Source organism: Fictibacillus fluitans (assembly GCF_030418125.1).
GTDB classification, from domain to species: Bacteria; Bacillota; Bacilli; order Bacillales; family Fictibacillaceae; genus Fictibacillus_C; species Fictibacillus_C fluitans.
In genome coordinates this window covers 575,697-600,984 of record NZ_JAUHTR010000001.1, presented here as the reverse complement: position 1 = coordinate 600,984, position 25,288 = coordinate 575,697, and the positions used below count along the sequence as shown (strand labels likewise).

Sequence of the window (25,288 nt, the reverse complement as noted above, 5' to 3'; positions counted from 1 at the left end):
TCATGAAAATAATCGTACAAAAATTTGGCGGCACATCTTTAAAAGATGAAAAAGGAAGGGAACTGGCGGCACAGCATGTGAGACGGGCGATTAGTGAAGGCTACAAGGTAGTCTGTGTAGTATCGGCCATGGGACGTTCGGGCGATCCATATGCCACCGACACATTGCTTCGGCTGCTGGGGAATAATGATCAATATGTGGAAAGCAGAGAATATGATCTGCTTCTTTCCTGTGGAGAGATTATTTCCTCTGTCGTGTTTTCCAACCTTTTGAAATCAAAAGAGATTTCGGCCTCTGCCATTACCGGTTCACAGGCGGGATTCCGGACCAATGATGAGCATAAAAATGCGCGGATTACCGATATGCAGTGCGAACGCCTGCAATCCATGCTTGAAACACATGATGCAGTGGTAGTCGCAGGATTTCAGGGGGAAGCTGCCAACGGTGATGTCACCACGCTGGGCCGTGGCGGCAGCGACACCTCTGCCTCGGCTTTGGGTGCTGCTCTTGGCGCTGAATATATTGATATATTTACAGATGTAGAAGGTGTGATGACGGCGGATCCACGGATTGTAGAAGATGCACAGCCGCTTTCCGTTGTCACATATAACGAAATTTGCAACATGGCCTATCAGGGAGCAAAGGTGATACATCCCCGGGCGGTAGAGATTGCCATGCAGGCGAAGGTTCCGCTCAGAATCCGGTCAACCTATTCTGAGCTTCCAGGTACACTGGTCACTTCAGCAACGTCGAAGGGCGCAGGAAGAGACGTACAGGATCATGTCATTACAGGCATCGCCCATGTTCCAAAGGTCACTCAGATCAAGGTGTTCGCCAGGGATGCTCAATATGATCTGCACACGAATGTCTTTAAGGCAATGGCGAAAGAGCAGATTTCTGTGGACTTTTTTAATATCAGTCCAAAAGGCGTCGTATACACGGTAATGGAAAATATGGCCGAGCATGCAGAAAAGGTGTTGCGCGAACATGGTTATTCACCGGAAATCACCAGAAACTGTGCCAAAGTATCAGCAGTGGGCGCGGGAATGTCCGGCGTACCCGGTGTAACCGCGAGGATCGTAGAAGCACTGGTTAATGAAAACATACAAATACTGCAATCTGCAGATTCTCATACTACCATTTGGGTGCTTGTCCGACAGGATGATATGGTTAAAGCAGTGAATGCTCTGCACAGAGCTTTTGAACTGCACAATATCCATTCAAAGGGCCGGCAGCTGTCGGAATAAGTACGAAGAGCGGCAGTTGATTGCAAGATTTAAGGAGCTGAAATTCATGCATTTTGGAAACGTTAGTACAGCAATGGTTACTCCCTTTGACAGTAAGGGGAATATTGATTTTACGAAAACGACCAAACTGGTTAATTATTTAATTGAAAACGGAAGTGACAGCCTTGTCGTTGCAGGGACGACGGGTGAATCCCCAACATTATCAACGGAAGAAAAACTTGCGTTGTTCCGCCATGTTGTAAAAGTAGTAGACAAGAGAGTACCGGTAATCGCCGGCACAGGCAGCAACAACACAAGAGCTTCCATTGATTTGACAAAAAAAGCGGAAGAAACGGGAGTCGATGCTATTATGATCGTCGCTCCGTATTATAATAAACCAAGCCAGGAAGGAATAATCGCCCATTTCAAGGCGATTGCAGAAGTCACCAGCCTGCCCATCATGGCGTATAATGTACCCGGCCGTACGGTTGTACATTTTACGGCTGATACTGTGATCGAGCTGTCAAAAATACCGAATGTAATTGCGGTTAAAGATGCGGGCGGCAACCTGGGAGATATGAGCCGGATCATCGAAGAGACAGAAAACTTTCAGCTGTACAGCGGAGACGATGGCATGACACTGCCTGTATTGTCTATCGGCGGCACTGGCATTGTATCGGTTGCCTCCCATATTATCGGAAACGAGATGCAAAGAATGGTTACGGCCTATAAACAAGGAAACGTGACAGAAGCTGCCAGCCTTCACCGAAAGCTTCTGCCTGTTATGGATGAACTGTTCAAGGCGCCGAGCCCTGCTCCGGTAAAAACAGCCCTTCAGTTTAAAGGGCTCGATGTAGGCAGTGTGAGGCTTCCTTTACTGCCCCTTAACCACCAGCAGCGGGAATCACTATCCCAAGTCATGAATATCTCAGTATAAAAAAGCGGCCGCCTGGCCGCTTTTTTTTTATTTAACTGGCAAAAGAAAAAACAGTTCTCCTTGTATTCGCTTTCGAACATAAGCTATAATAAGTGCAAGTGACGTGAACGGAGAAATACATAACACACAACTAGGAGGATTATTACATTGACAACAAAACAACAAAATAGCGATAAAGTAAGAGTTTTTGCCCTGGGCGGTATAGGGGAAATTGGCAAAAACATGTATGTGGTCGAAGCGGGGGAAGATATCTTTGTCCTGGATGCGGGACTCATGTTTCCGCAGGAAGAAATGCTGGGCATTGATATTGTGATTCCTGACATTACTTACCTTGTGCAAAACAAGGACAGAGTAAAGGGGATCTTTCTGACTCACGCCCACGAGGACCATATCGGCGGCCTTCCCTTTATATTAAAGCAGCTTCCGGTTCCGGTTTATGGAACGAAGCTGACACTCGGGCTTGTAGACGCAAAGCTTAAGGAAGCTGGGCTTCAGCGCAGCACGAAGACCTTTTTGGTTAGTTCTGATTCTGTCCTCGACTTTGGCGAACATAAAGTCACTTTTTTTGGTACCAATCACAGTATTCCTGATTCCGTCGGTATTGCCGTTCACACACCGCAGGGAATCATCGTGAATACGGGGGATTTCAAGATTGACCAGTCCCCGATCGATGGTAAGCATACGGACTTTGCCAAAATCTCAGAGCTGAGCCAAAAAGGGGTGCTTTGTCTTCTCTCCGACAGCACGAATGCTGAACGGCCAGGGATGACAGGGTCGGAAAAATCTGTGGGCCATGAGATTGACAATGTGTTTGAGGAAGCGAAAGGCCGCGTCATTATTGCATCATTTGCTTCCAATGTTCATCGGATCCAGCAGATTTTTAACGCAGCAGCGAAGACCAACCGAAAGGTCATTATTACCGGCCGAAGCATGGTTAAGGTTGTAGATATTGCGTCGGAGCTCGGTTACTTGAACATCGAGAAAGACAGCGTCATTTCCATTGATCAGATTAATAACTATGCCGAAGACCGGATTGTTATTCTGACAACAGGCAGCCAGGGAGAGCAAATGGCCGCTCTTTCGCGAATGGCCCATAAAGCCCACAAACAAATAGCGATAAGGCATACCGATACCGTTGTCATCGCCGCAACTCCGATTCCGGGTAACGAACGGTCCGTGGCACGTATTGTGGATCTTCTGATGCGAACTGGAGCAGACGTGGTTTTCGGACAACGCAAAGTTCACGTTTCCGGTCACGGAAGCCAGGAAGATTTAAAATTAATGCTAAGCGTAATGAAGCCTAAATATTTCATCCCCGTTCACGGTGAATATAAAATGCAAAAAGCCCACCAGAACCTTGCACTGCAGGTAGGTGTGGTTCCGGAAAATATATTTATTCTCGAAAAAGGCGAAGTGGTTGAATTCACGGATGAAACCGCCAAGCGAACAGGCAAAGTACCAGCCGGCAATGTACTGGTTGATGGTCTGGGAGTAGGAGATATCGGCAACATTGTTCTCCGCGACCGGAAATTGCTTTCCCAGGATGGAATACTTGTTGTGGTCGTTACGATCAGCAAAGCTTCCAATCAGATCATTTCAGGACCGGAAATTATCTCCCGCGGCTTTGTGTATGTCCGCGAAAGCGAAGAGCTTCTTCAGGAAGCGAATTCACTTGTAACGGAAGTTCTCGACCGTTGCATACAGGAAAAAGTTAAAGATTGGTCTTCCTTAAAATCCAACATGCGTGATTCATTAAGTCACTATCTGTTTGATAAAACGCGTCGCCGTCCAATGATCATGCCTATTATTATGGAAATTTAAGCCTGCGATCCCGCAGGCTTTTTTTCTTCGGAATGAAAATAACCCGAGCGTTCATACTAAAAGAAAATTGATATAATCGCAGGGGGTTATTATATGAACCGCTTTTCAAATGATATAAACGATGAGCAGGAGCCCAAACAGCCGGGCACACCAGAAAGCAATCCCGACCAAAACAGTCTGGTCACCAAACTGCAGTCTCTTGGCCAAACCAACATTCCGCAAATGGAAGGATCAAGCATTCATTGCCTGACGATTGTCGGCCAGATTGAAGGACACGTCCAGCTTCCTCCCAACAACAAGACAACCAAATATGAACACCTCATTCCGCAGCTGGTGGCCATTGAACAAAATCCCAAAATCGAAGGCCTTCTCATTATTTTGAATACAGTTGGAGGGGATGTGGAAGCAGGGCTTGCCATTTCAGAAATGATTGCTTCTCTTTCAAAACCTTCCGTATCTCTTGTGCTTGGCGGAGGCCATTCCATTGGAGTGCCAATAGCGGTGAGTGCGGATTATTCCTACATTGCTGAAACGGCGACCATGACGATTCATCCCGTCCGGCTGACAGGACTGGTAATCGGTGTTCCACAGACATTTGAATATATGGATAAAATGCAGGACAGGGTCATCAATTTTGTAACCTCACATTCAGATATAACTGAGGAAAAGTTTAAAGAACTGATGTTTTCCAAGGGGAATTTAACCCGCGATATAGGAACAAACGTGATTGGAAAAGATGCTGTCAACGACGGACTGATTAACGAAGTGGGCGGAGTGGGACAGGCGATCGCGAAACTGAATGAACTGATGGACCAGAACCGGAAGCCCAAAACGGATGACGGGCTGGAGGTGATCCAATGATATGGTATACCATCATGCCGTTGGAACTGATGTTTCCGCAGGAAGCAACTGCAGAGGACCAAGGCCAGCCGGTGACCGTCCTGTACAATAATATTCCGCTTCTTGTGGAGCAGGTCTCACCCATGGAATATAAGGTGGTCCGCGTCATCAGTACCGATCCGGCTCATTTTATGGATGATTCATGCGGACCAGGGCAAATTCTGTCGATGAACTCATTTGTAAACCAATAGAAAACAAGTGTGCCCCTGTGATATAATAATGAACAAAGAAGCAGCCCTTTAGCGGCTGCTTTAGTTGGTTTAAGGAAAAAGAGGTGAAAGAATGGCAAAACGAAATAAAAAAACATCAAAAAAGACATCAGCCTGGAAAGAACAGTTGAGCTTTGAGCTAGCTGGCCTTCTTTTGCTTGCTTTAACACTGCTTGCCTTTGCCAAAATGGGGAAAGTCGGGCAGGCGTTTGTGCAGTTTTTAAAATTTTTCAGCGGAGAATGGTACGGAGTACTGCTGATAGGGACTCTTGTCATTGCCATTTATTTGATTTGGAAACGAAAATCCCCGCCGGTTTGGGGAAAACGCCTGGCAGGTTTTTATTTATTTTACATATCCATGCTGATACTTAGTCATCTGAAATTGTTTTCTCTTCTTTCCAAGCAGGGAAAGTGGTCGGATCCTTCCGTCATCCGGAATACATGGGAGATTTATTGGTCACAGCTGTCCGGAAGCATTCCGCTGGGAGACCTGGGCGGAGGCATGATTGGAGCCGTGGGCTTTGCCATGTTTCATTTTTTGTTCGGTGTACAAGGTTCTGCGGTGATTCTCGTTTTTGTCATGATTATTGCCATTATCTTAATTACCGGAAAGTCACTGTCAGGTGTGATCGCAAAATTGGCGGAAACAGCGGGCAGCCTTTCTTCCACTGCCTATGAATCGTTTCAAAATAAACGGCAGGAGCTGAAAGAAAACCGAAAGACGGTGCAGAAGCCAAGTGCGCAAAGATCACAGGAGCCGGTTCATCTCCAGCATGAACCTCAGGCAATGGATGAAGAGTACGAACCGATTATTGAAGACTTCACGAGGAATGTGCAGGGTGATGAAAGCCCGGCAGTACAGCTTAAATTTGGTGCCAAAGGCTTCGATGAAGAAGCAGAGCCAAAAACAGAAACGAATAAAGCTCCAGCAGAAGACAGGCAAGACGAACTTCCTGCAAGCTTTGAACAGACTGAGGAAGAACATAACGAAAACTACTTGCTTCCTACTATGGATTTACTCGTGAGGCCAACCTCCAATGGACAGCATAAGGAACGGCAATATTCTGCGAGCAAAAGCAATGCAAAAAAACTGGAGAAAACCTTTGAAAGCTTTGGGGTGAAAGCAAGGGTGCTGAAGGTCCATCTCGGACCTGCTGTAACAAAATATGAAGTCTATCCTGATGTTGGAGTAAAGGTAAGCAAGATCGTCAATCTCGCAGACGATATAGCGTTGGCTCTTGCCGCCAAAGACATCCGGATTGAGGCGCCGATTCCCGGCAAATCGGCGGTCGGCATTGAAGTTCCCAACCAGGAAGTAGCGACAGTTACACTGCGTGAAGTCCTTGAGTCAAGTCAGTATCAGAAACAAACCTCCAAACTCGCTATCGGGCTGGGGAGGGATATCTCGGGGGAACCCATTTTTGCCGAGCTTTCCAGGATGCCTCATCTTCTGGTTGCCGGGGCAACAGGAAGCGGGAAAAGTGTATGTATCAACGGCATCATTACGAGTATTCTGATGAGGGCCAAACCACATGAAGTGAAAATGATGATGATTGACCCGAAAATGGTTGAATTGAATGTATATAACGGTGTTCCCCATCTCCTGGCTCCGGTCGTAACCGAACCGAAAAAAGCAGCACAGGCCCTAAAACGTGTAGTAAGCGAAATGGAACGCCGTTATGAATTGTTCTCGCACACGGGGACCCGTAATATTGAAGGGTACAATGAAGGCATACGCAGAGCAAACAACGAAAGTGATGCGAAACAGCCGACTCTTCCTTACATTGTCGTAATTGTGGACGAGCTGGCAGATTTAATGATGGTGGCATCAGGAGATGTGGAAGACGCCATTATTCGTCTGGCCCAAATGGCACGCGCAGCCGGAATTCATTTGATTATCGCCACTCAGCGGCCATCGGTGGATGTAATTACAGGCATCATCAAGGCCAATATCCCGTCCAGGATTGCGTTCAGTGTTTCTTCCCAGACTGACTCGCGCACCATTCTTGATATGGGCGGCGCAGAAAAGCTGCTCGGCCGCGGTGATATGCTCTTTTTCCCTTCGGGCACATCCAAGCCTACAAGGGTCCAGGGAGCTTTTCTGTCGGATCAGGAAGTAGAAAAAATAGTGGAATTTGTAATCGGACAGCAAAAAGCGCAATACCAGAAGGACATGATTCCAACCGAGGAAGCGCAGGTGTCAATGGAAGTGGAGGATGATTTGTTCCCAGATGCGGTCAAGCTTGTGGTGGACATGCAGACGGCTTCGGTTTCCATGCTTCAGCGGCGCTTCCGGATTGGGTACTCCCGCGCAGCAAGGCTTGTGGATGCCATGGAGGCAAAGGGAGTCATCGGACCATATGAGGGCAGCAAGCCAAGGGAAGTGCTGATCACTTCTCTTCCCGAACAAAACCAGGCATCAAGCTAAAAACGGAACCCCCCGGATCCGGGGTTCCATTTTTAGCCTCTTTTTTCTGAATAATGTGTATATTCCCCTTTTAGAAAAATCTCAAAAAATAGTATTTATTTCTCATGATAAAAATGATATATTAATGTCGATTATTTTATTTATTTGTCAAAAAACTTTTACACTTAAAAAAATAGTACTTTACTAATGGTTTTGATTGTCTATCGAGGTGAGTGAAAACGTGTCCATAAAGACGGATCATCGTCTGCTGTATCTAAAAGTCATTGAGAAATTAAAAACCGACATCGAAAATGGCACATATGAAGAGGGAGAAAAACTCCCGTCGGAATTTGAGCTGTCAAAACAGTTGGGCATCAGCAGGGCGACATTACGCGAAGCGCTGCGCATCCTTGAGGACGAAAACGTGCTGATCAGAAAACACGGAGTAGGAACCTTTGTCAGGACCAGAGCCCTATTTTCTTCCGGAATTGAAGAACTCTTCAGTGTGACTGAAATGATTGAACGTGCAGGCAAAAAGGCTGACACCGTTTTTATTTCGTCAGTGGTGGTTCCGGCTGCGGATGAACTCAAACATCAATTTAAACTTCCGCCAAACGGCGAAATTAATGTGGTGGAGCGGGTAAGAACCGCTGACAGCGAGCCAGTTGTGTACTGTATTGACCAAATGCCGGCAACGTTCATGCCTGCGGAATCGCAGCATAAATACCTTTCCATGCTCGAAATGCTGGAAAGGGAAGTTGGGAAACGTGTTATGTATGCCGTTACAACGATTGAACCTCTCGGATTTCATGAACGAATTTCAGAAATCCTCAATTGTCCCGAAGAAGCCTCTCTTCTTGTGTTGAAGCAAATGCACTACGACCAGAATGATGAGCCGGTTTTATATTCCTGTAATTATTTTAGAGCCGATAAATTTAATTTCACAGTTGTCAGAAAACGATTATAGTAGGTTTATCCTATATAGGGGGTGATGTGCTACACCGTTTGCTTGATGTGTTATAAGTGTTATCCGTATAAAAAATTAGGGGGAAAAACAATTGAAAAAGAGAACCGGGGTTTTACTAAGTATTGCTTTAGCAGCTGGTACACTGCTTTCTGCCTGTGGGAAAGATGACGGCGGAGGATCAAATGCCGATGGTAAGAAGGATGCATTTAAGGTGGCCATGGTCACCGACACAGGCGGTGTAGACGATAAGTCCTTTAACCAGTCCGCATGGGAAGGACTTCAAAAGTTCGGTAAAGACAACGATTTGAAAAAAGGGACAGGATTTAAATATCTTCAATCCACGTCTGCGAGTGATTACGCTCCAAACCTCAACTCTTTAGTTCGGGAAAACTACAAACTTGTATACGGAATTGGGTTCCTGATGCAGCAGGACATTCAAAAAGTAGCCAAGCAGCAGCCAAAAGCCCAACTGGCGCTTGTTGACTCTGTTGTTCCTGAGAAGAACGTGGCCAGCATCACATTCAAAGAGCATGAAGGGTCATTCCTTGTCGGGCTGATTGCCGGCATGCAGACCAAAAGCAACAAAGTCGGATTTGTTGGCGGCGTGGACAGTGAATTGATCAAAAAGTTTGAAAACGGATTTAAAGCTGGTGTAAAAACAGCAAATCCTAAAGCTGAGATTTTTGTACAGTATGCAGGTGATTTTAACAAAGCTGAAAAAGGACAAGCCATTGCTAACACCTTCTATGGAAAAGGCGCAGATATTATTTATCATGCTGCCGGCGGAACAGGCAAAGGCGTATTTACAGAAGCGAAGAACCGCTCCAAGAATGGAGAAAAGGTTTGGGTTATCGGAGTTGACCGTGATCAGCACGAAGAAGGAATGCCTGAAGATGTAACTTTGACTTCCATGGTCAAGCGTGTGGATAAGGCAGTTGAAGAAGTATCCAAGCAGACAATGGACGGAAAGTTCCCTGGCGGAAAAACAGTAGAATTCGGACTTGATGAAGACGGAGTGGGAATCGCTCCTCATAAAGATAATGTTTCAAAGGACGCTCTTGCTAAAGTTGATGAGTACAAAAAGAAAATTCAGAATGGTGACATCACAGTTCCTAAGACAGACAAAGAGTATAAAACATTTGAATCAAACATGAAAAAGTAAATGCTAAAAAGTAAAGGCTGGTATTCGTTTACTGGCCTTTATTTACGCCATGAAAGGTTAGACTTCTGACTCCTAGAGATACCAAGAATAAAAGTCATTGAGGGGTGAACTTGGTGGAATATGTCATCGAAATGAGAAACATACGTAAAGAGTTTCCTGGTATTGTTGCCAACGACAATGTCACATTGCAGGTGAAAAAGGGTGAGATCCATGCGCTTCTGGGCGAAAATGGAGCAGGTAAATCAACCCTGATGAACGTGCTGTTCGGCTTATATCAGCCAGAGCAGGGCGAAATTTATGTAAAAGGAAAGCCGATTTCCATTACCGACCCAAACGTTGCCAACCGCCTTGGAATCGGCATGGTGCATCAGCATTTTATGCTGGTTGAAAACTTTACCGTTACCGAAAACATTATACTGGGCAAAGAAATTACTACTGGCGGGCGCGTGGACTTGAAAAAAGCCGCCAAAGAAGTCAAAGCGCTATCAGACCGTTATGGCTTATCGGTAGATCCAAATGCAAAGATTGAGAATATCTCCGTGGGGATGCAGCAGCGAGTGGAAATTTTGAAAACGCTCTATCGGGGTGCTGAGATTCTGATCTTTGACGAGCCGACAGCGGTTTTAACACCACAGGAAATCCATGAATTAATGGAAATCATGAAAAAGCTCGTGGCAGAGGGGAAATCCATTATCCTTATTACGCATAAGCTTAAGGAAATTATGGAAGCGTGCGACAGATGCACGGTTATAAGAAGGGGGCGCGGCATCGGCACTGTCGATGTGGCGGAAACAAATCCCGATAAGCTCGCAGCCATGATGGTAGGCCGTGAAGTAAATTTCAAGGTGGATAAAACCAAAGCTTCACCAAAGCAAACCGTCCTTAAAATTGAAGGCCTGGTCGTGGAAGATGCGAGAAAAGTACCTGCAGTTGATGGACTTAATCTGGAGATTAAAGCAGGAGAAATCCTCGGGATTGCAGGGGTTGACGGCAACGGTCAGACTGAGCTTCTGGAAGCTATTACGGGCTTAAGGAAAGCGGTTAAGGGAACCGTTGAGCTCAATGGAAAGAACATTACTAACCATAAACCAAGAAGGGTTACTGAAGCAGGACTCGGGCATATCCCTCAGGACCGGCATAAACACGGTCTGGTTCTTGATTTTTCCATAGGGACAAATATGGTTTTGCAAACGTATTACCAACAGCCTTATTCTAAACATAAAATTCTTAAATTTCCGGCTATTTATGACAAGGCCAATCAACTTATCAAGGAATTTGACGTCCGCACACCGAGTGAACATACACTGGCCAGAGCCCTGTCGGGAGGCAACCAGCAAAAAGCAATCATTGCAAGGGAAGTGGACAGAAGTCCTGACTTCTTGATTGCTGCCCAGCCGACCCGGGGTCTTGACGTCGGGGCGATCGAATTTATCCATTCAAAGCTCATACAGGAGCGGGATAAAGGAAAAGCTGTGCTACTGCTTTCCTTTGAACTCGACGAAGTAATGAATGTCAGTGACCGGATCGCAGTTATTTATGAAGGAAAAATCGTGGCCATTGTGGACCCGAAGGAAACAACGGAACAAGAGCTCGGACTGCTTATGGCAGGCGGGAAGAAACAAAAAGCAGGTGATCGCAGTGAATCTCGTTAAAGGCCGTTTATTTCATATTCTAGTGCCCGTTGTGTCCGTTTTACTGGGACTTTTGATCGGCGGCATCATAATGCTTGTCAGCAATTATAACCCGGTTTCAGCTTATGCGGCGCTCATCGACGGCATATTCGGAAATGGCTATAATCTTGGAGAGACCATCCGTGCGGCCTCGCCGCTTATTTTATCCGGGCTTGCCGTTGCGTTTGCTTTCAGAACCGGTCTGTTTAACATCGGGGTCGAAGGGCAGCTGCTTGTCGGCTGGCTGGCCTCTGTTTATGTAGGTATTCATTTTGATCTTCCCAAGGTGATTCATCTTCCGTTTGCCATTTTGGCAGGTGCAGCTGCAGGGGCACTCTGGGGAGTCATTCCAGGTATTTTGAAAGCGAAGTTTAAAGTACATGAAGTAATCACGACGATTATGATGAACTATATTGCGTTGTACGCGACCAACGGTATTATTCGCGCCTACATGCTTGCGCCCGGCGAGCGGACAAAGGATATTAAAGAATCCGCATCCCTTGCTTCTCCTTGGCTGCAGCAGATTACCGAATTTTCACGGCTTCATTACGGGATTGTGGTGGCCATTCTGGCTGCTGTAATCATGTGGTTCATTTTATGGAAGACCACGACCGGATATGAGTTAAGAGCTGTAGGCTTTAACCAGCACGCTTCGCAATATGCAGGAATCAATGTTTCTAAGAATATCGTGCTTGCCATGGCCATTTCCGGTGCATTTGCAGGCGCGGCAGGAACGATGGAAGGTCTTGGCACCTACCAATACATGACGATTAATAACGCCTTTACCGGAGTAGGTTTCGACGGTATCGCTGTCTCGCTGCTTGGTGCCAATGGCTCTGTCGGCATTATCATTGCTGCCTTGCTGTTTGGGGGGCTCAAGATTGGATCGCTTACCATGCAATCCGCCGCGGGCGTGCCAACCGAACTCGTAGGAATTGTCATAGCACTCATCATTTTCTTTGTGGCGTCAAGCTACTTGATTCGATGGCTGACCAACCGATTTACAAAAGGGGGTAAAATCTGATGGACTTCTTTCAAATTCTTGCCCTTATCGTTCCGGCAGCGATTGTATCGGCAGCACCACTTATTCTTACAGGGCTTGGCGGTGTGCTAAGCGAACGATCAGGCGTAGTTAACATCGGACTTGAGGGTCTGATGATGTTCGGTGCTTTTGTCGGAGCCATATTTACCCATTATGGCGAGCAGTGGGGGCTGGGAGCCGGTTCTCCCTGGATGAGTTTTGTGGTGGCCATTGTAGCCGGAGCCCTGTTTGCGGTTCCGCACGCGGTTGCCAGCATTTCGTTTAAAGCCGACCAGGTGGTCAGCGGTGTTGCGCTAAACTTTTTGGCAGCAGGGCTTTCCATCTTCTTGACAAAAAAGCTGTTTGGAGCAGGTCAAACGCCGGACATTCAGGAGCGGATCGGAAAAGGCGATGTTCCGTTGCTGTCCAAAATCCCTGTGATTGGAGATCTGTTTTTCTCCAATGCCTATTCAACCTCGTTTGTTGCGGTGTTCCTTGCATTCGTAGTGTGGTATATCATTTATAAAACGCCTTTCGGCCTTCGTCTCCGGTCTGTGGGAGAACACCCGATGGCAGCAGATACCATGGGGATCAATGTTATTAAAACACGCTATATTTCTGTAATTATGGGCGGGGCGTTTGCCGGGCTCGGAGGAGCCATTTACGTGGCTTCCATAGCGGGTAACTTTACGGGATCAACTATTTCCGGCCAGGGTTTCATGGCTCTTGCTGCGATGATCTTCGGAAAATGGCATCCGCTGGGCGCCATGGGTGCTGCTCTCTTTTTCGGGCTGGCACAGAGTTTGAGCATAACGGGAGAACAAATCCCGCTGCTTAAGGATATTCCTGATGTATATCTTCTTATTTTGCCTTATGTACTGACCATTCTGGCCCTTGCCGGATTTGTCGGCAGAGCCGATGCGCCAAAAGCATCCGGACAGCCTTACGAAAAAGGAAAACGTTAGGATTCAGAGCCTGCTCCCTTGTGGAGCAGGCTCTTTATTTCTGCTTCAGGCAGGAAAAGTCATGTTTGCTATGGAAAATGGGTACACTAGAAAGTGTGATTCATATTCAAAAAGGGAGGAACCGAAATGACACTTGTAGACCATCACGTGGCGGATTTGCCCGGTATGACCTTACATACGATCGAAACAACCAAATATAAAACCACTTCTCTAATCTTGCAGATCAAAAGCCCGATTGCAGAAGAAGAAGTAACAAAGAGGGCTCTGCTTCCTTATGTTCTCCAAAGCGGAACGGAACGCTATTCAAGCAGCAAAGAGCTTCGCGGGGCGCTGGATGGCCTTTATGGTGCGACTCTTGGGGTAGATCTTTCCAAAAAAGGAGAATACCAAATCATCACGCTGAGAATGGATGTGGCGAACGAAAAGTTTTTGAGCGACAACACACCATTACTCGACCGGGCGTTCGAACTGCTTTCCCAGGTGTTTTTAAAGCCGGCAAAAGAGAATGAAGCGTTTCTGCCCCGGATTGTTCAAAAGGAAAAGCGGTCGCTGAAACAGCAGATTGAATCCATTTATGACGATAAAATGAGGTATGCGAACAAGCGCCTGATTGAAGAAATGTTTGAAGAGGAACCGTACCGCTTCAATGTATACGGCAATGAGCAGGAAGTCGATCAGATCACACCCGAAACGCTGTATGACTATTATCAAAAAGTCATAAAAGAAGATGAAATCCATCTCTATGCCGTCGGTGATGTATCGAAGGATGCGCTGCAGGAACTGGCAAAAAAACACTTTGTGTTTCCTGCAGACAGAATGGAGCCGAAGCGAACCTCTTCAGCAGGCAAACAAAGGGTGGACGAAGTCAAGGAAGTTTTTGAGGAACAGGAAGTGCAGCAAGGTAAGCTTCATATGGGCTACAGAACATACATTACTTACAGTGATCCGGAATATCTTGCTCTGCAGGTATTCAACGGGGTGTTCGGTGGATTTTCGCATTCCAAGCTGTTTATGAACGTGCGTGAAAAAGAAAGTCTTGCCTATTATGCAGCTTCTCGCTTTGAAAGTCATAAAGGCATCATTTTTGTGATGTCAGGCATTGAGACCAATAATTATGAAAAAACCGTAAAGATCATTAATGAACAGCTTGAGGAGATTCGAAACGGCAACATTACCGACGGAGAACTTGAGCAGACAAAAGCTATGATCAGGAACCAAATCCTTGAAACTGTCGATGATTCAACCGGCCTGGTGGAGGTTTTGTATCATGAAGTGGTCTCCCGCCATAAACGGACAATTGAGGAATGGCTCGAGGGCATCCAAAATGTAACGAAGGAACAAATCAGAGACGTTTCCAAAAAGATTCAGCTTGATACCATTTATTTCTTAAAAGGGAGGGGAGAATGATGGAACAAATCCATTTTAACCAGCTCAAAGAGACACTGAACCACAAAACTCTTCCGAACGGATTGAAAGTGTATATCCTTGAGAAGAAGGATTTTAACAAAACATATGCCACCTTTACTACTCACTATGGTTCAGTGGACAACCACTTTGTCCCGCTTGGAAAGGATGATAAGGTTAAAGTCCCGGATGGTATTGCCCATTTTCTGGAGCACAAGCTTTTCGAGAAGGAGCATGGCGATGTTTTTCAGGATTTCAGCAAGCAGGGAGCATCCGCGAACGCATTTACCACGTTTAACCGCACTGCTTACCTTTTTTCAACGACAGGAGATGTGGAAAAAAACCTGACGACCCTTATTGATTTTGTGCAGGCTCCCTATTTTACAGAAAAAACGGTGGAAAAGGAAAAAGGCATTATCGGCCAGGAAATTAGAATGTATGATGATAATCCGGACTGGCGGGTATACTTTGGTCTGATTGCCAACATGTACAAAAAACATCCTGTGGCCATCGATATCGCAGGAACGGTAGAATCCATCGCGAAAATTACAAAGGATGATCTTTACGAATGCTATAATACGTTTTATCATCCGAGCAACATGCTTCTCTTTATCGTGGGTCCGGTGGACGCAGAAAAAATCATGGACCTTGTGGAAAAAAACCAGGCTGGCAAGGATTATAGCGATCAGCCGCCGATTGAGCGATTCTTTGACGAGGAACCACAGGAACCGGCCAATAAAAAAGAAGTGCTCCACATGCCCGTGCAAACGCCAAAATGCTATATGGGATATAAGGAAAAGCGGCCGCAGCGGAGCGGCAGGGATCTTCTTGTCCGTGAATTGTCCATCAACCTTCTTTTGGAGATGATGTTTGGCAAAAGCACAAAAAACTACGAGAAGCTGTACGAAGAAGGTCTGATTGATCCTTCGTTTTCATTCGACTATACCGAAGAGATGGGATTTGGCTTTTCCATGATCGGCGGGGATACAACAGATCCCGATACGTTTGCAGAGCGTATTTCGGAAATGGTGAACGAATTCAAGCAACAGGCGCTGAATGAAGAAGATCTGGAGCGGGCCAGGAAAAAGAAAATCGGTTCATTCCTGAGAGCGCTGAATTCTCCTGAATTTATCGCCAACCAGTTTACCCGGTATGAATTCAATGATATGAACCTTTTTGATGTGATACCCACCTTCGAAGAACTGACCGTCAAGCAGCTTCAGGACGCATTGAACGATCACTTTCAGGATAGCCAGCTGACCGTTTGCCAGGTAAAGAAGAAACAGTCATAATAAAAGAAAAAAGAAGCATCCCTGTATATGCAGGGATGTTTTTTAAGCAGGTGAACGAAAGATGTCGAAATGGGTTCTTGTAACAGGGGCAAGCGGTGGAATCGGCTCCAGCATTTCCCGTGTCCTGGCAGCAGCAGGCTGCTCCCTCATTCTGCATTACAACCAGGGGGAAGAGCAGGCAAAACAGCTGCAAAAAGAGTTTATTGATAAATATGAGACGGAAGTGCTGCTCATACAGGCTGATCTGTCACTCAGGGAAGGTACAAAAAAACTGCTTTCATCTTTATTTGTACCTGTAGATGCTGTAATTCATAACAGCGCCTCCTCCTATTATGGACTGCTGACTGACATGGGTGAGGAAACGATGGAAAAGATGATACAGCTTAATTTGACCAGCCCTATTATGATCACAAGGCATTTGCTGCCCCAGATGGTCAGAAGAGGGAAAGGGAACATTATTGCTGTTTCATCGGTCTGGGGATCAGCCGGTGCTTCCTGCGAAGTGCTTTATTCCACCTTGAAAGGCGGATTGAATACATTTGTGAAGGCGCTGGCGAAAGAAGCGGCCCCGAGCGGGATCAGGGTGAACGGCATTGCGCCGGGAGCCGTGGAAACGAGAATGATGAGCGGCTTTTCTGCACAGGAGCTTCAGGAACTGAATGATGAAATTCCGGCGGGACGGCTTGGAAAACCGGAAGAAATCGCCGAAATCGCCATGTTTCTGCTTTCTGATAAATCCTCTTATATTAATGGGCATGTCATTACAGCAAGCGGAGGATGGCATACTTAAAATTTATCCGCGGCGTGCATAATTCACGTTTCTTCTTGAAATATTAAGTGATGTACCATATTTTAAGGAGGAACAAACATGTCTGTATTAGATAACTTTGGACAATGGAAGAGTTTTCTCTCTGACCGCCTTGAACATGCTCAAGGGGAAGGGATGGACCAATCTACAGTTTCCAACCTTGCTACAGAGATCGGCGGATACCTTGCATCCCACGTTGATCCGAAAAATGCCGAGGAAAAAGTTCTTGCTGACCTTTGGAATGTGGCAAGCGACGAGGAAAAACATGCAATCGCCAACATGATGGTGAAAATGGTTCAAAAGGAAAGCTGACTTTATGGGATGTTAAGAATTTTTCTTAACATCCTTTTATTTTTTCTTTCATAATAATTTGAAATCAGATATTATTAAATAATGAAGTGCAAATCAATACTGGAAAACGAAAGGGAGTTGAGGTATGGGCGAACAGGAATGGTACCTTGAATACGAAATCAATAAGAATCGTCCTGGGCTCCTTGGTGATATATCATCTCTTATGGGGATGCTTGGAATCAATATCGTGACGATCAATGGCGTGGACAACGGAAGACGCGGGCTTCTTCTCTTGGTGGACAAGCAGGAGAAGGTGGAACGGCTTCGGTCCATCCTTCAGTCTATGGATAATATTACGGTTACTAAATTCCGGAAGCCGAAGCTGCGCGACATTTTGGCAGTGCGGCATGGACGATACATACAACGTGATGCAGACGATAAAAAAACATTCCGGTTTGTCAGGGATGAATTGGGCCTGCTTGTTGACTTTCTGGCCGAGCTGTATAAAGTGGAAGGCCACAAGCTGATTGGGATCAGGGGGATGCCGCGCGTAGGCAAAACCGAGTCAATTGTTGCGTCGAGTGTTTGTGCGAGCAAAAAATGGGTATTTATATCTTCTACGCTTCTTAAACAAACCATGCGTGTTCAGCTGGCCGATGATGAATACAGTACGAACAATATTTATATCATCGATGGCATTGTATCATCACGCCGTTCCAATGAGCGGCACTGGCAGCTTATCCGCGAAATCATGCGCATGCCTACAGCGAAAGTGATTGAGCATCCTGATGTGTTTGTCCAGCAGACCGAATACACCATGGATGATTTTGATTACATTATCGAATTGAGAAATGACCCGAACGAAGCAATCACATACGAAGTAATCGAAACAGATGTAGGATTTTCCGCATTTGAATGACTTCACTTAGTGGAAGGTGGTAAACTTGACTGAACTAGGAGATTTTTTACGAGAGAAAAGGGAGGAAAAAGGATTTTCCCTTGAGCAGCTTCAAACGGAAACGAAAATTCAAAAACGTTACCTTCAGGCGATTGAAGAAGGACGGTATGAAGTCCTGCCAGGTTCCTTTTATGCCAGGGCGTTCATAAAAAATTACAGTGAAACAGTCGGTCTGGATTATGAAGAGGTTTTCGAGCGTTTTGATTCAGAAATCCCGATAGCCGAAAAGGAACCGACCGAGTTTATTCCCCGTTCGGAACGAAACAAACAGTCGCTTGAGGGCAGAGGTTCGTCTCTTAAAAACTGGCTCCCGATCGTGCTGGTTTCTGTTGTGATTCTCGCAGTTCTTGTCGGTGTATGGGCGTATCTTGCCAACCGGGACACGGGAGCAGACGGCAGCTCTAATGGTTCGAAGCAAACGTCTGTAGAAATCGATAAAAGCAAAAACGCAGAAAAAGCCACCCCAAAAAAGGAAAAAAAGAAGGAGCCGGTAAACAAAACACCGGAAAAACCGAAAGAAGAAAAGAAACCGCCAAAGAAAGAAGCGGTTTTAGTGAAAAAAGGTACCCAGGGAATCACGACTACATATGAGCTCAAGGAAGCAGATGAATTCAAGATTGCCTTAAAAATGGACGGACCTGTATATATGGGTGTTAAATCCGAATCAAAAATGCTGGCAGACAAGATATTTAAGAAAGGCGAAACCGCTAATTATGATTTAACCGGCAAAAAAGAGGTTGAACTGAATATCGGAAAAACCAATTTTGCGAAGCTAACGATTAATGGTAAACCGTTCTCCTACCCGATTCCGGCGGTAAAACAAGGGATCCATCAGAGAATTGTCATTAAAAACACGGCTTTCAGCAAACAATAATCCACAGGTAACCGCCGTGTACGCGCTGTCAAAATTGGAGGAAAGAAAATGAATTTACCAAACAAAATTACTATTTCACGTATTTTTTTAATCCCTGTCTTCATGATTGTGCTGCTTGCCGGCTTTGAATGGGGAACCGTCAACTGGATCGGGGTGGATCTTCCGGTCACGCATCTGGTGGCTGCCCTGATCTTTATTGTGGCATCCTGTACAGACTGGGTGGACGGCTACTATGCCCGCAAACTTGGTCTTGTGACAAATTTCGGGAAGTTTTTGGATCCGCTGGCGGATAAATTGCTCGTAACGGCTGCGTTTGTAGCCCTTGTGCAGCTTGGTTACGCACCGGCATGGATGGTCATCATTATCCTCAGCCGCGAATTCGCCGTTACTGGTATACGCCTGGTGGCAGCGGCAGAAGGTGCAGTCATCGCAGCAAGCCAGATGGGAAAACTGAAAACATGGATTCAGATTATTGCCATTTCAGCCTTGCTTCTGCACAACATTCCGTTTGCATGGATCGGCATACCTTTTGCCCAGATCAGCATGTGGGCGGCTACACTGATTACTCTTTATTCAGGATGGGAATATCTTATTCAAAATAAAGAAGTTATGCTAAAATCTAAATAACAGCATGAACAGGAGAATCATACCATTCTCCTGTTTTTTTATTCGATCGCGAGTTTATGACACATCAATACGGGGGAATACGCCAATGAATGCAGAAATTATTGCGGTCGGAAGCGAGCTTCTTTTAGGGCAGATCGCAAACACTAATGCCCAGTTTATCTCATCGGAGCTGGCTGAAGCCGGAATTAATGTTTTTTACCATTCTGTGGTCGGCGACAATCCGGGGCGTTTTGAATCGGTTATTGAGAACGCACGGAATAGGTCTGACCTGATCATTTTCACCGGGGGTCTCGGGCCGACAAAAGACGATTTAACGAAAGAAACAATTGCCGGAGTACTGGGAAAACAACTGGTGTATGATGAGGACGCAATGGAAGGAATCGAGCTTTATTACAAGAGAACAGGAAGAACCATGACCGAAAACAACCGAAAACAGGCGCTGGTGCTTGAAGGATCAGCCGTGTTGCCTAACAAAAACGGCATGGCGCCGGGAATGGCCCTTGAAGCGGGTGGAATTACGTATATGCTGCTTCCGGGACCGCCGAAGGAAATGCGCCCGATGTTCAGGAATTTCGGTATTGCCTATCTCACCGCCAAGCTTCCCGGAGTGGAACCGATTGTGTCGAGAGTCCTTCGTTTTTTTGGCATTGGAGAATCGCTCCTTGAAGCCACATTGCAGGACATTATCGACGAACAGACCAACCCGACGGTAGCGCCGCTTGCCGGCAGCCATGAAGTTACACTCAGGCTGTCTGCCAAATTCAAGGATAAGCATACGGCACAGCTTCAATTGGACCTGCTTGAAGAGCGCATCAAAGAGCGGGTCGGTGAATTTTTGTACGGATATGGCGAAACAAGTCTGACAGAAACGGCAGCAGAATTTTTAAAAAGCAGTAAGCTGACCATCTCTTCTGCCGAGAGCCTCACCGGCGGATGGTTTGGGCAGCAGATGACCGAACTGCCCGGCAGTTCAGCCTTCTTCAAAGGCTCTGTTGTTTGCTACAGCAATGAGATGAAAGAAAAGCTGCTCGGTGTCAGCGGGGACGTCCTCGCTTCAAGCGGCGCCGTCAGTCCGGACACGGCCAGGCAAATGGCTGAAAATGTCCGGGGGATGACGGGGTCTGATATTGGCATCAGCTTTACCGGGGTGGCCGGACCGGACAAAAGTGAGGGCAAAGAGCCGGGAACTGTTTTTATCGGATTGTCTGACAGGAACGGCACAGATGTATTTTCACTCAGCCTTTCGGGATCTCGTGCAAGCATCAGGGAGCGGTCGGTTAAGCATGGATTGTTCTTTTTATTGTCAAAGGTCAAAAAAGGACAATAAAAAAATCGAATAAATGTTCGCAAAAAGATTGGCAAATGACCAAAAAAGAAGTAAAATAGAACTATAGGAAACGACATCATTTTGTACTTACATGTGCAATGATATAAATTTGAGGAGTGATTACATGAGCGACCGCAAAGCGGCACTTGACATGGCATTGCGCCAGATCGAAAAGCAATTCGGAAAAGGTTCCATCATGAAACTTGGCGAGCAGGCTGAACAGAGAGTCTCCACCATCTCCAGCGGATCTTTGGCGCTTGATATCGCGCTTGGCGTAGGCGGATATCCACGGGGAAGAATCATCGAAGTTTACGGCCCGGAGTCTTCCGGTAAAACAACTGTTGCACTCCATGCGATAGCCGAAGTTCAGAGAAACGGCGGACAAGCTGCTTTTATTGATGCGGAGCATGCCCTTGATCCTGTGTATGCCCAAAAGCTTGGCGTAAACATTGACGAGCTTTTGCTGTCACAGCCTGATACAGGTGAACAGGCGCTTGAGATTGCAGAAGCCCTTGTACGAAGCGGAGCAGTGGACATTTTGGTTATTGACTCTGTTGCGGCTCTTGTTCCAAAAGCGGAGATTGAAGGCGAAATGGGAGATTCCCATGTGGGTCTTCAGGCCAGATTGATGTCCCAGGCATTACGAAAGCTTTCCGGAGCGATCAGCAAGTCCAAAACCATTGCGGTGTTTATCAACCAGATCCGGGAAAAAGTCGGCGTTATGTTCGGAAATCCTGAAACGACTCCGGGTGGCCGTGCCCTTAAATTCTACTCTTCTGTCCGTCTTGAAGTCCGCCGTGCGGAAACTCTCAAGCAGGGAACCGATATGGTAGGGAACAAAACAAGAATTAAAGTAGTTAAAAATAAGGTTGCACCTCCGTTTAAGCAGGCAGAGGTGGATATTATGTACGGCGAAGGGATTTCAAGAGAAGGAGAAATTCTTGATATCGGCTCTGATATTGATGTGGTCCAAAAAAGCGGAGCCTGGTATTCTTTTGATGGAGACCGACTCGGCCAGGGCAGGGAGAACTCCAAGCAATTCTTGAAGGAAAACGAAGAAGTGGCTGAAGAAATCTCTACTCAGATCAGAAGCTATTATCAACTTGGCGGGGAAGTCAACAGTGTTGATGCTCCCAAACCGGAAGAAGAAGAGGAATTTGAGTTAACCGAATAGCACAAAAAGGCCGTACATCCTGCATGTACGGTCTTTTTTTAAGTCTGTTAAAAATGGCTGTGCACCGAATTCTGAGATTGGAAAGAATTTAAGCTTGCCAATTTCATGAGGAAGATTTATTATAGGTGATTTGACATGTCTTGACATAATGGCTTGTAATTTATAAAATGGAGATATACTTTGATTTCACCCGAAATTAAATGATATGAGCTTAAATTGAAAATGGCATGACTAGTGCACAACACTTTGTTACACGAATGATGCTTATGACGCAGTACAAAAAGTAGATAGCAAGAGGAGGTGGAAACATGGAAACAACATTTATTGTCTTCATCTCCAGTTTGCTTGTCTCAGCAGGTGTCGGTGCAGTTGTCGGATATCTTGTTAGGAAAAAGATCGCCGAAGCGAAAATTTCGAGCGCTGAAAATGCTGCAGCTCAAATCGTTGAAGAAGCAAAACGAGACGGTGAAGCGAGCAAGAAGGAAGCGCTGCTTGAAGCAAAAGATGAAATCCATAAGCTCAGAACAGAAGCAGAGCGCGAAATTCGAGATCGCAGAAATGAGCTTCAAAGACAAGAACAACGATTGGTTCAAAAAGAAGAGATTCTGGACAGAAAAAGTGAGACTCTTGATAAAAAAGAGGAATCATTGGAAAAACGCGAGGAGTCTCTCACCAAAAAACAACGACAAATTGAAGAGATTGAAAGCAAAGTGGAGGAGCTGCTCAGAGAGCAGCAAAAAGAATTGGAACGTATATCCGGCTTTACACGTGAAGAAGCAAAGCTGATCATCATGGGAGAAGTGGAAAACGAAGTTTCCCACGAAATGGCTATCATGGTGAAGGATATGGAAAACCGTGCGAAGGAAGAAGGAGACAAGAAGGCGAAAGAAATTCTTTCTCTGGCAATCCAACGCTGTGCGGCTGACCACGTTGCTGAAACGACGGTTTCCGTCGTTAACCTGCCAAACGATGAGATGAAGGGACGGATCATCGGGCGTGAAGGGCGAAACATCCGGACATTGGAAACGCTGACAGGTATTGATTTGATTATCGATGATACACCTGAAGCGGTCATTCTTTCAGGATTCGATCCGATACGTCGGGAAATTGCCCGTATGGCGCTTGATAAGCTGGTCCAGGATGGAAGGATTCACCCTGCACGCATTGAGGAAATGGTCGAGAAATCCCGCCGTGAAGTGGATGAATACATCCGAGAAGTTGGTGAACAGACTACATTCGAAATAGGTGTTCACGGTCTTCACCCTGACTTGATAAAGATTTTAGGCCGATTGAAGTATCGTACAAGCTATGGTCAGAACGTGCTGAAGCATTCAACGGAAGTTGCCTATCTTACCGGGCTGATGGCTGCAGAAATTGGAGAAGATGTACATTTGGCACGCCGTGCAGGCTTGCTTCATGACATCGGAAAAGCGATTGACCATGAAGTGGAAGGCAGCCACGTAGATATCGGCGTGGAATTAGCGACAAAGTACAAAGAACATCCAGTGGTGATCAATTCTATTGCATCCCATCATGGAGATACAGAACCAACGTCCATCATTGCGACGCTTGTGGCCGCAGCTGATGCATTATCGGCAGCAAGGCCGGGAGCACGCCGTGAAACGCTTGAAACGTACATTCGCCGCTTGGAAAAGCTCGAAGAGATCTCAGAATCCTTCGATGGCGTTGAAAAATCATTCGCCATTCAGGCTGGACGAGAAATCAGAATCATGGTTAAACCTGATTTGATCGATGATGTGGCTTCTTACCGCCTGGCACGCGATATTACAAAGAAAATTGAAAACGAACTGGATTATCCGGGACATATTAAAGTTACAGTCATTCGGGAAACAAGAGCAGTTGAGTACGCAAAATAAAGTGGTGAAAACCACTTTATTTTGTTTTTATGCAGAGTTTGAAACAAAAAGGAGAGCTTGATGAAGATTTTATTTGTAGGGGATGTTGTAGGGTCCCCGGGAAGAAAGATGATTGACACGTACCTGCCAAAGCTGAAACGAAAGTACCAGCCGCTTGTCACCATCGTAAACGGCGAAAACGCGGCTCACGGCAGGGGGATCACCGGCAAAATCGTCAAAGGCATATTTGAAGCGGGGGCACAGGCCATTACACTGGGCAACCATGCGTGGGACAATAAGGAGATTTTTGAAATTATTGATACGACTCCTCAGCTTGTCCGTCCAGCCAATTTTCCAAAAGGGACACCAGGCAGCGGTTCCGCCATTTTGAAGATGAACCAGCTGGAGGTGGGCATCATCAATTTACAGGGAAGAACATTCCTCCCGCCTCTTGATTGCCCGTTTGAAAAAGCTGAAGAGCTGATCCGTGAGATGCGTAAACGGACGCCAATCATCTTGGTGGATTTCCATGCAGAGGCGACCAGCGAAAAACAGGCGATGGGATGGTTTTTGGATGGCAGGGTGACAGCGGTCGTTGGTACCCATACACACGTTCAAACTGCCGATCAGCGGATCTTGCCCGGAGGAACCGCCTATTTGACTGATGCAGGCATGACAGGACCGTATGACGGAATCCTTGGAATGGACCGGGAAGCGGTGATAAAAAAGTTTATTACCAGTTTACCGGTAAGGTTTGAAGTATCTTCCGGGCGGGAACAGTTAAGTGGCGTATTAATAGAGTGTGATCCTGCAACTGGAAAAGCCAAAAGTATCAAGACCATTCTTATTAACGATGACCACCCGTTTTTTGAATAAGAGGCGAATCGGTATGCCGTATCTACTCGCTTAAGGCTCATTGATCTGAATGAAACTTTTCCAACTGCAGGAATACGGGCTCTTACCAATGAATATAGTAGAATTGGTATCAGATCTCTAAGGAGGTACAAATTAATGGAAATATTAAAAGTTTCAGCAAAATCCAACCCTAATTCTGTAGCTGGTGCGCTTGCCGGAGTCCTTCGAGAACGAGGAGGGGCTGAAATACAGGCAATAGGGGCAGGTGCATTAAACCAAGCCGTTAAGGCAGTTGCTATTGCACGAGGATTTGTAGCGCCCAGTGGAGTCGACCTCATTTGTATTCCTGCTTTTACGGATATTCTGATCGATGGAGAAGAACGTACTGCGATCAAGCTGATCGTTGAACCTCGTTAATTGAAAAAGCCAAGAAATGGCCTGTTTGCATGAATACATGTGAACAGGCCATTTTCACGGAACGGGGATAAGAAGGAAAGCTTTATGGATTTATTTCCAAGAATACTTGCTTTTTTACGT

The 25,288-nt window shown here is 46.0% G+C and carries 23 protein-coding genes; all 23 read left to right on the top strand.

Features of this window, described 5'->3' with window-relative positions; all coding sequences use genetic code 11:
- Positions 1-2: 2 nt before the first annotated feature.
- Complete coding sequence (dapG, locus tag QYB97_RS02905; protein WP_301164441.1) at positions 3-1,247, top strand: aspartate kinase; 1,245 nt, start codon at positions 3-5, stop codon at positions 1,245-1,247.
- Between the two features lie 46 nt (positions 1,248-1,293).
- Positions 1,294-2,163 (top strand): 4-hydroxy-tetrahydrodipicolinate synthase, encoded by an 870-nt coding sequence (dapA, locus tag QYB97_RS02900; protein ID WP_301164440.1) that lies wholly within the window; start codon positions 1,294-1,296, stop codon positions 2,161-2,163.
- Between the two features lie 147 nt (positions 2,164-2,310).
- Positions 2,311-3,984 (top strand): ribonuclease J, encoded by a 1,674-nt coding sequence (locus QYB97_RS02895; RefSeq protein ID WP_301164439.1) that lies wholly within the window; start codon positions 2,311-2,313, stop codon positions 3,982-3,984.
- 93 nt (positions 3,985-4,077) lie between these two features.
- Entirely contained in the window at positions 4,078-4,845 is a 768-nt protein-coding gene (locus QYB97_RS02890) for a ClpP family protease (protein WP_301164438.1), read from the top strand.
- Positions 4,842-5,075 (top strand): YlzJ-like family protein, encoded by a 234-nt coding sequence (locus QYB97_RS02885; RefSeq protein WP_301164437.1) that lies wholly within the window; start codon positions 4,842-4,844, stop codon positions 5,073-5,075. The genes QYB97_RS02890 and QYB97_RS02885 overlap by 4 nt, the downstream gene beginning before the upstream one ends.
- A 91-nt stretch (positions 5,076-5,166) precedes the next feature.
- Complete coding sequence (locus tag QYB97_RS02880; RefSeq protein ID WP_301164436.1) at positions 5,167-7,521, top strand: FtsK/SpoIIIE family DNA translocase; 2,355 nt, start codon at positions 5,167-5,169, stop codon at positions 7,519-7,521.
- Positions 7,522-7,741: 220 nt separating this feature from the next.
- On the top strand, positions 7,742-8,467 hold the full coding sequence (locus tag QYB97_RS02875; RefSeq protein ID WP_301164435.1) for a GntR family transcriptional regulator: 726 nt from the start codon (positions 7,742-7,744) through the stop codon (positions 8,465-8,467).
- 91 nt (positions 8,468-8,558) lie between these two features.
- Positions 8,559-9,629, top strand: coding sequence for a BMP family lipoprotein (locus tag QYB97_RS02870; RefSeq protein ID WP_301164434.1), 1,071 nt, complete (start codon positions 8,559-8,561; stop codon positions 9,627-9,629).
- A gap of 113 nt (positions 9,630-9,742) precedes the next feature.
- On the top strand, positions 9,743-11,281 hold the full coding sequence (locus QYB97_RS02865) for an ABC transporter ATP-binding protein (RefSeq protein WP_301164433.1): 1,539 nt from the start codon (positions 9,743-9,745) through the stop codon (positions 11,279-11,281).
- On the top strand, positions 11,262-12,323 hold the full coding sequence (locus QYB97_RS02860) for an ABC transporter permease (RefSeq protein WP_301164908.1): 1,062 nt from the start codon (positions 11,262-11,264) through the stop codon (positions 12,321-12,323). Before QYB97_RS02865 ends, QYB97_RS02860 begins: the two co-directional genes overlap by 20 nt.
- On the top strand, positions 12,323-13,285 hold the full coding sequence (locus QYB97_RS02855; protein WP_301164432.1) for an ABC transporter permease: 963 nt from the start codon (positions 12,323-12,325) through the stop codon (positions 13,283-13,285). The genes QYB97_RS02860 and QYB97_RS02855 overlap by 1 nt, the downstream gene beginning before the upstream one ends.
- Before the next feature lie 126 nt (positions 13,286-13,411).
- Positions 13,412-14,692, top strand: a complete 1,281-nt coding sequence (gene yfmF, locus QYB97_RS02850; protein ID WP_301164431.1) for an EF-P 5-aminopentanol modification-associated protein YfmF — start codon at positions 13,412-13,414, stop codon at positions 14,690-14,692.
- Positions 14,692-15,981, top strand: a complete 1,290-nt coding sequence (gene yfmH, locus QYB97_RS02845; RefSeq protein WP_301164907.1) for an EF-P 5-aminopentanol modification-associated protein YfmH — start codon at positions 14,692-14,694, stop codon at positions 15,979-15,981. The genes yfmF and yfmH overlap by 1 nt, the downstream gene beginning before the upstream one ends.
- Before the next feature lie 61 nt (positions 15,982-16,042).
- Positions 16,043-16,771 (top strand): elongation factor P 5-aminopentanone reductase, encoded by a 729-nt coding sequence (gene ymfI / locus QYB97_RS02840; protein ID WP_301164430.1) that lies wholly within the window; start codon positions 16,043-16,045, stop codon positions 16,769-16,771.
- A gap of 78 nt (positions 16,772-16,849) precedes the next feature.
- Positions 16,850-17,101, top strand: a complete 252-nt coding sequence (locus QYB97_RS02835; RefSeq protein ID WP_301164429.1) for a DUF3243 domain-containing protein — start codon at positions 16,850-16,852, stop codon at positions 17,099-17,101.
- Positions 17,102-17,225: 124 nt separating this feature from the next.
- On the top strand, positions 17,226-17,999 hold the full coding sequence (locus tag QYB97_RS02830) for a DUF3388 domain-containing protein (protein WP_301164428.1): 774 nt from the start codon (positions 17,226-17,228) through the stop codon (positions 17,997-17,999).
- A gap of 25 nt (positions 18,000-18,024) precedes the next feature.
- Positions 18,025-18,912, top strand: a complete 888-nt coding sequence (locus tag QYB97_RS02825; protein ID WP_301164427.1) for a helix-turn-helix domain-containing protein — start codon at positions 18,025-18,027, stop codon at positions 18,910-18,912.
- Between the two features lie 48 nt (positions 18,913-18,960).
- Positions 18,961-19,539, top strand: coding sequence for a CDP-diacylglycerol--glycerol-3-phosphate 3-phosphatidyltransferase (gene pgsA, locus QYB97_RS02820; RefSeq protein ID WP_301164426.1), 579 nt, complete (start codon positions 18,961-18,963; stop codon positions 19,537-19,539).
- Between the two features lie 85 nt (positions 19,540-19,624).
- Entirely contained in the window at positions 19,625-20,866 is a 1,242-nt protein-coding gene (locus QYB97_RS02815; protein ID WP_301164425.1) for a competence/damage-inducible protein A, read from the top strand.
- Between the two features lie 124 nt (positions 20,867-20,990).
- Complete coding sequence (recA, locus tag QYB97_RS02810) at positions 20,991-22,040, top strand: recombinase RecA (protein ID WP_301164424.1); 1,050 nt, start codon at positions 20,991-20,993, stop codon at positions 22,038-22,040.
- Between the two features lie 308 nt (positions 22,041-22,348).
- Positions 22,349-23,917 carry a ribonuclease Y gene (rny, locus tag QYB97_RS02805; RefSeq protein ID WP_301164423.1) on the top strand — a complete coding sequence of 523 codons (1,569 nt, stop codon included), beginning with the start codon at positions 22,349-22,351 and terminating at the stop codon, positions 23,915-23,917.
- Positions 23,918-23,977: 60 nt separating this feature from the next.
- Positions 23,978-24,772, top strand: coding sequence for a TIGR00282 family metallophosphoesterase (locus QYB97_RS02800; RefSeq protein WP_301164422.1), 795 nt, complete (start codon positions 23,978-23,980; stop codon positions 24,770-24,772).
- A 135-nt stretch (positions 24,773-24,907) separates the two neighbouring features.
- Positions 24,908-25,168 (top strand): stage V sporulation protein SpoVS, encoded by a 261-nt coding sequence (gene spoVS, locus QYB97_RS02795; protein ID WP_010193268.1) that lies wholly within the window; start codon positions 24,908-24,910, stop codon positions 25,166-25,168.
- The last annotated feature ends 120 nt before the right edge of the window (positions 25,169-25,288 follow it).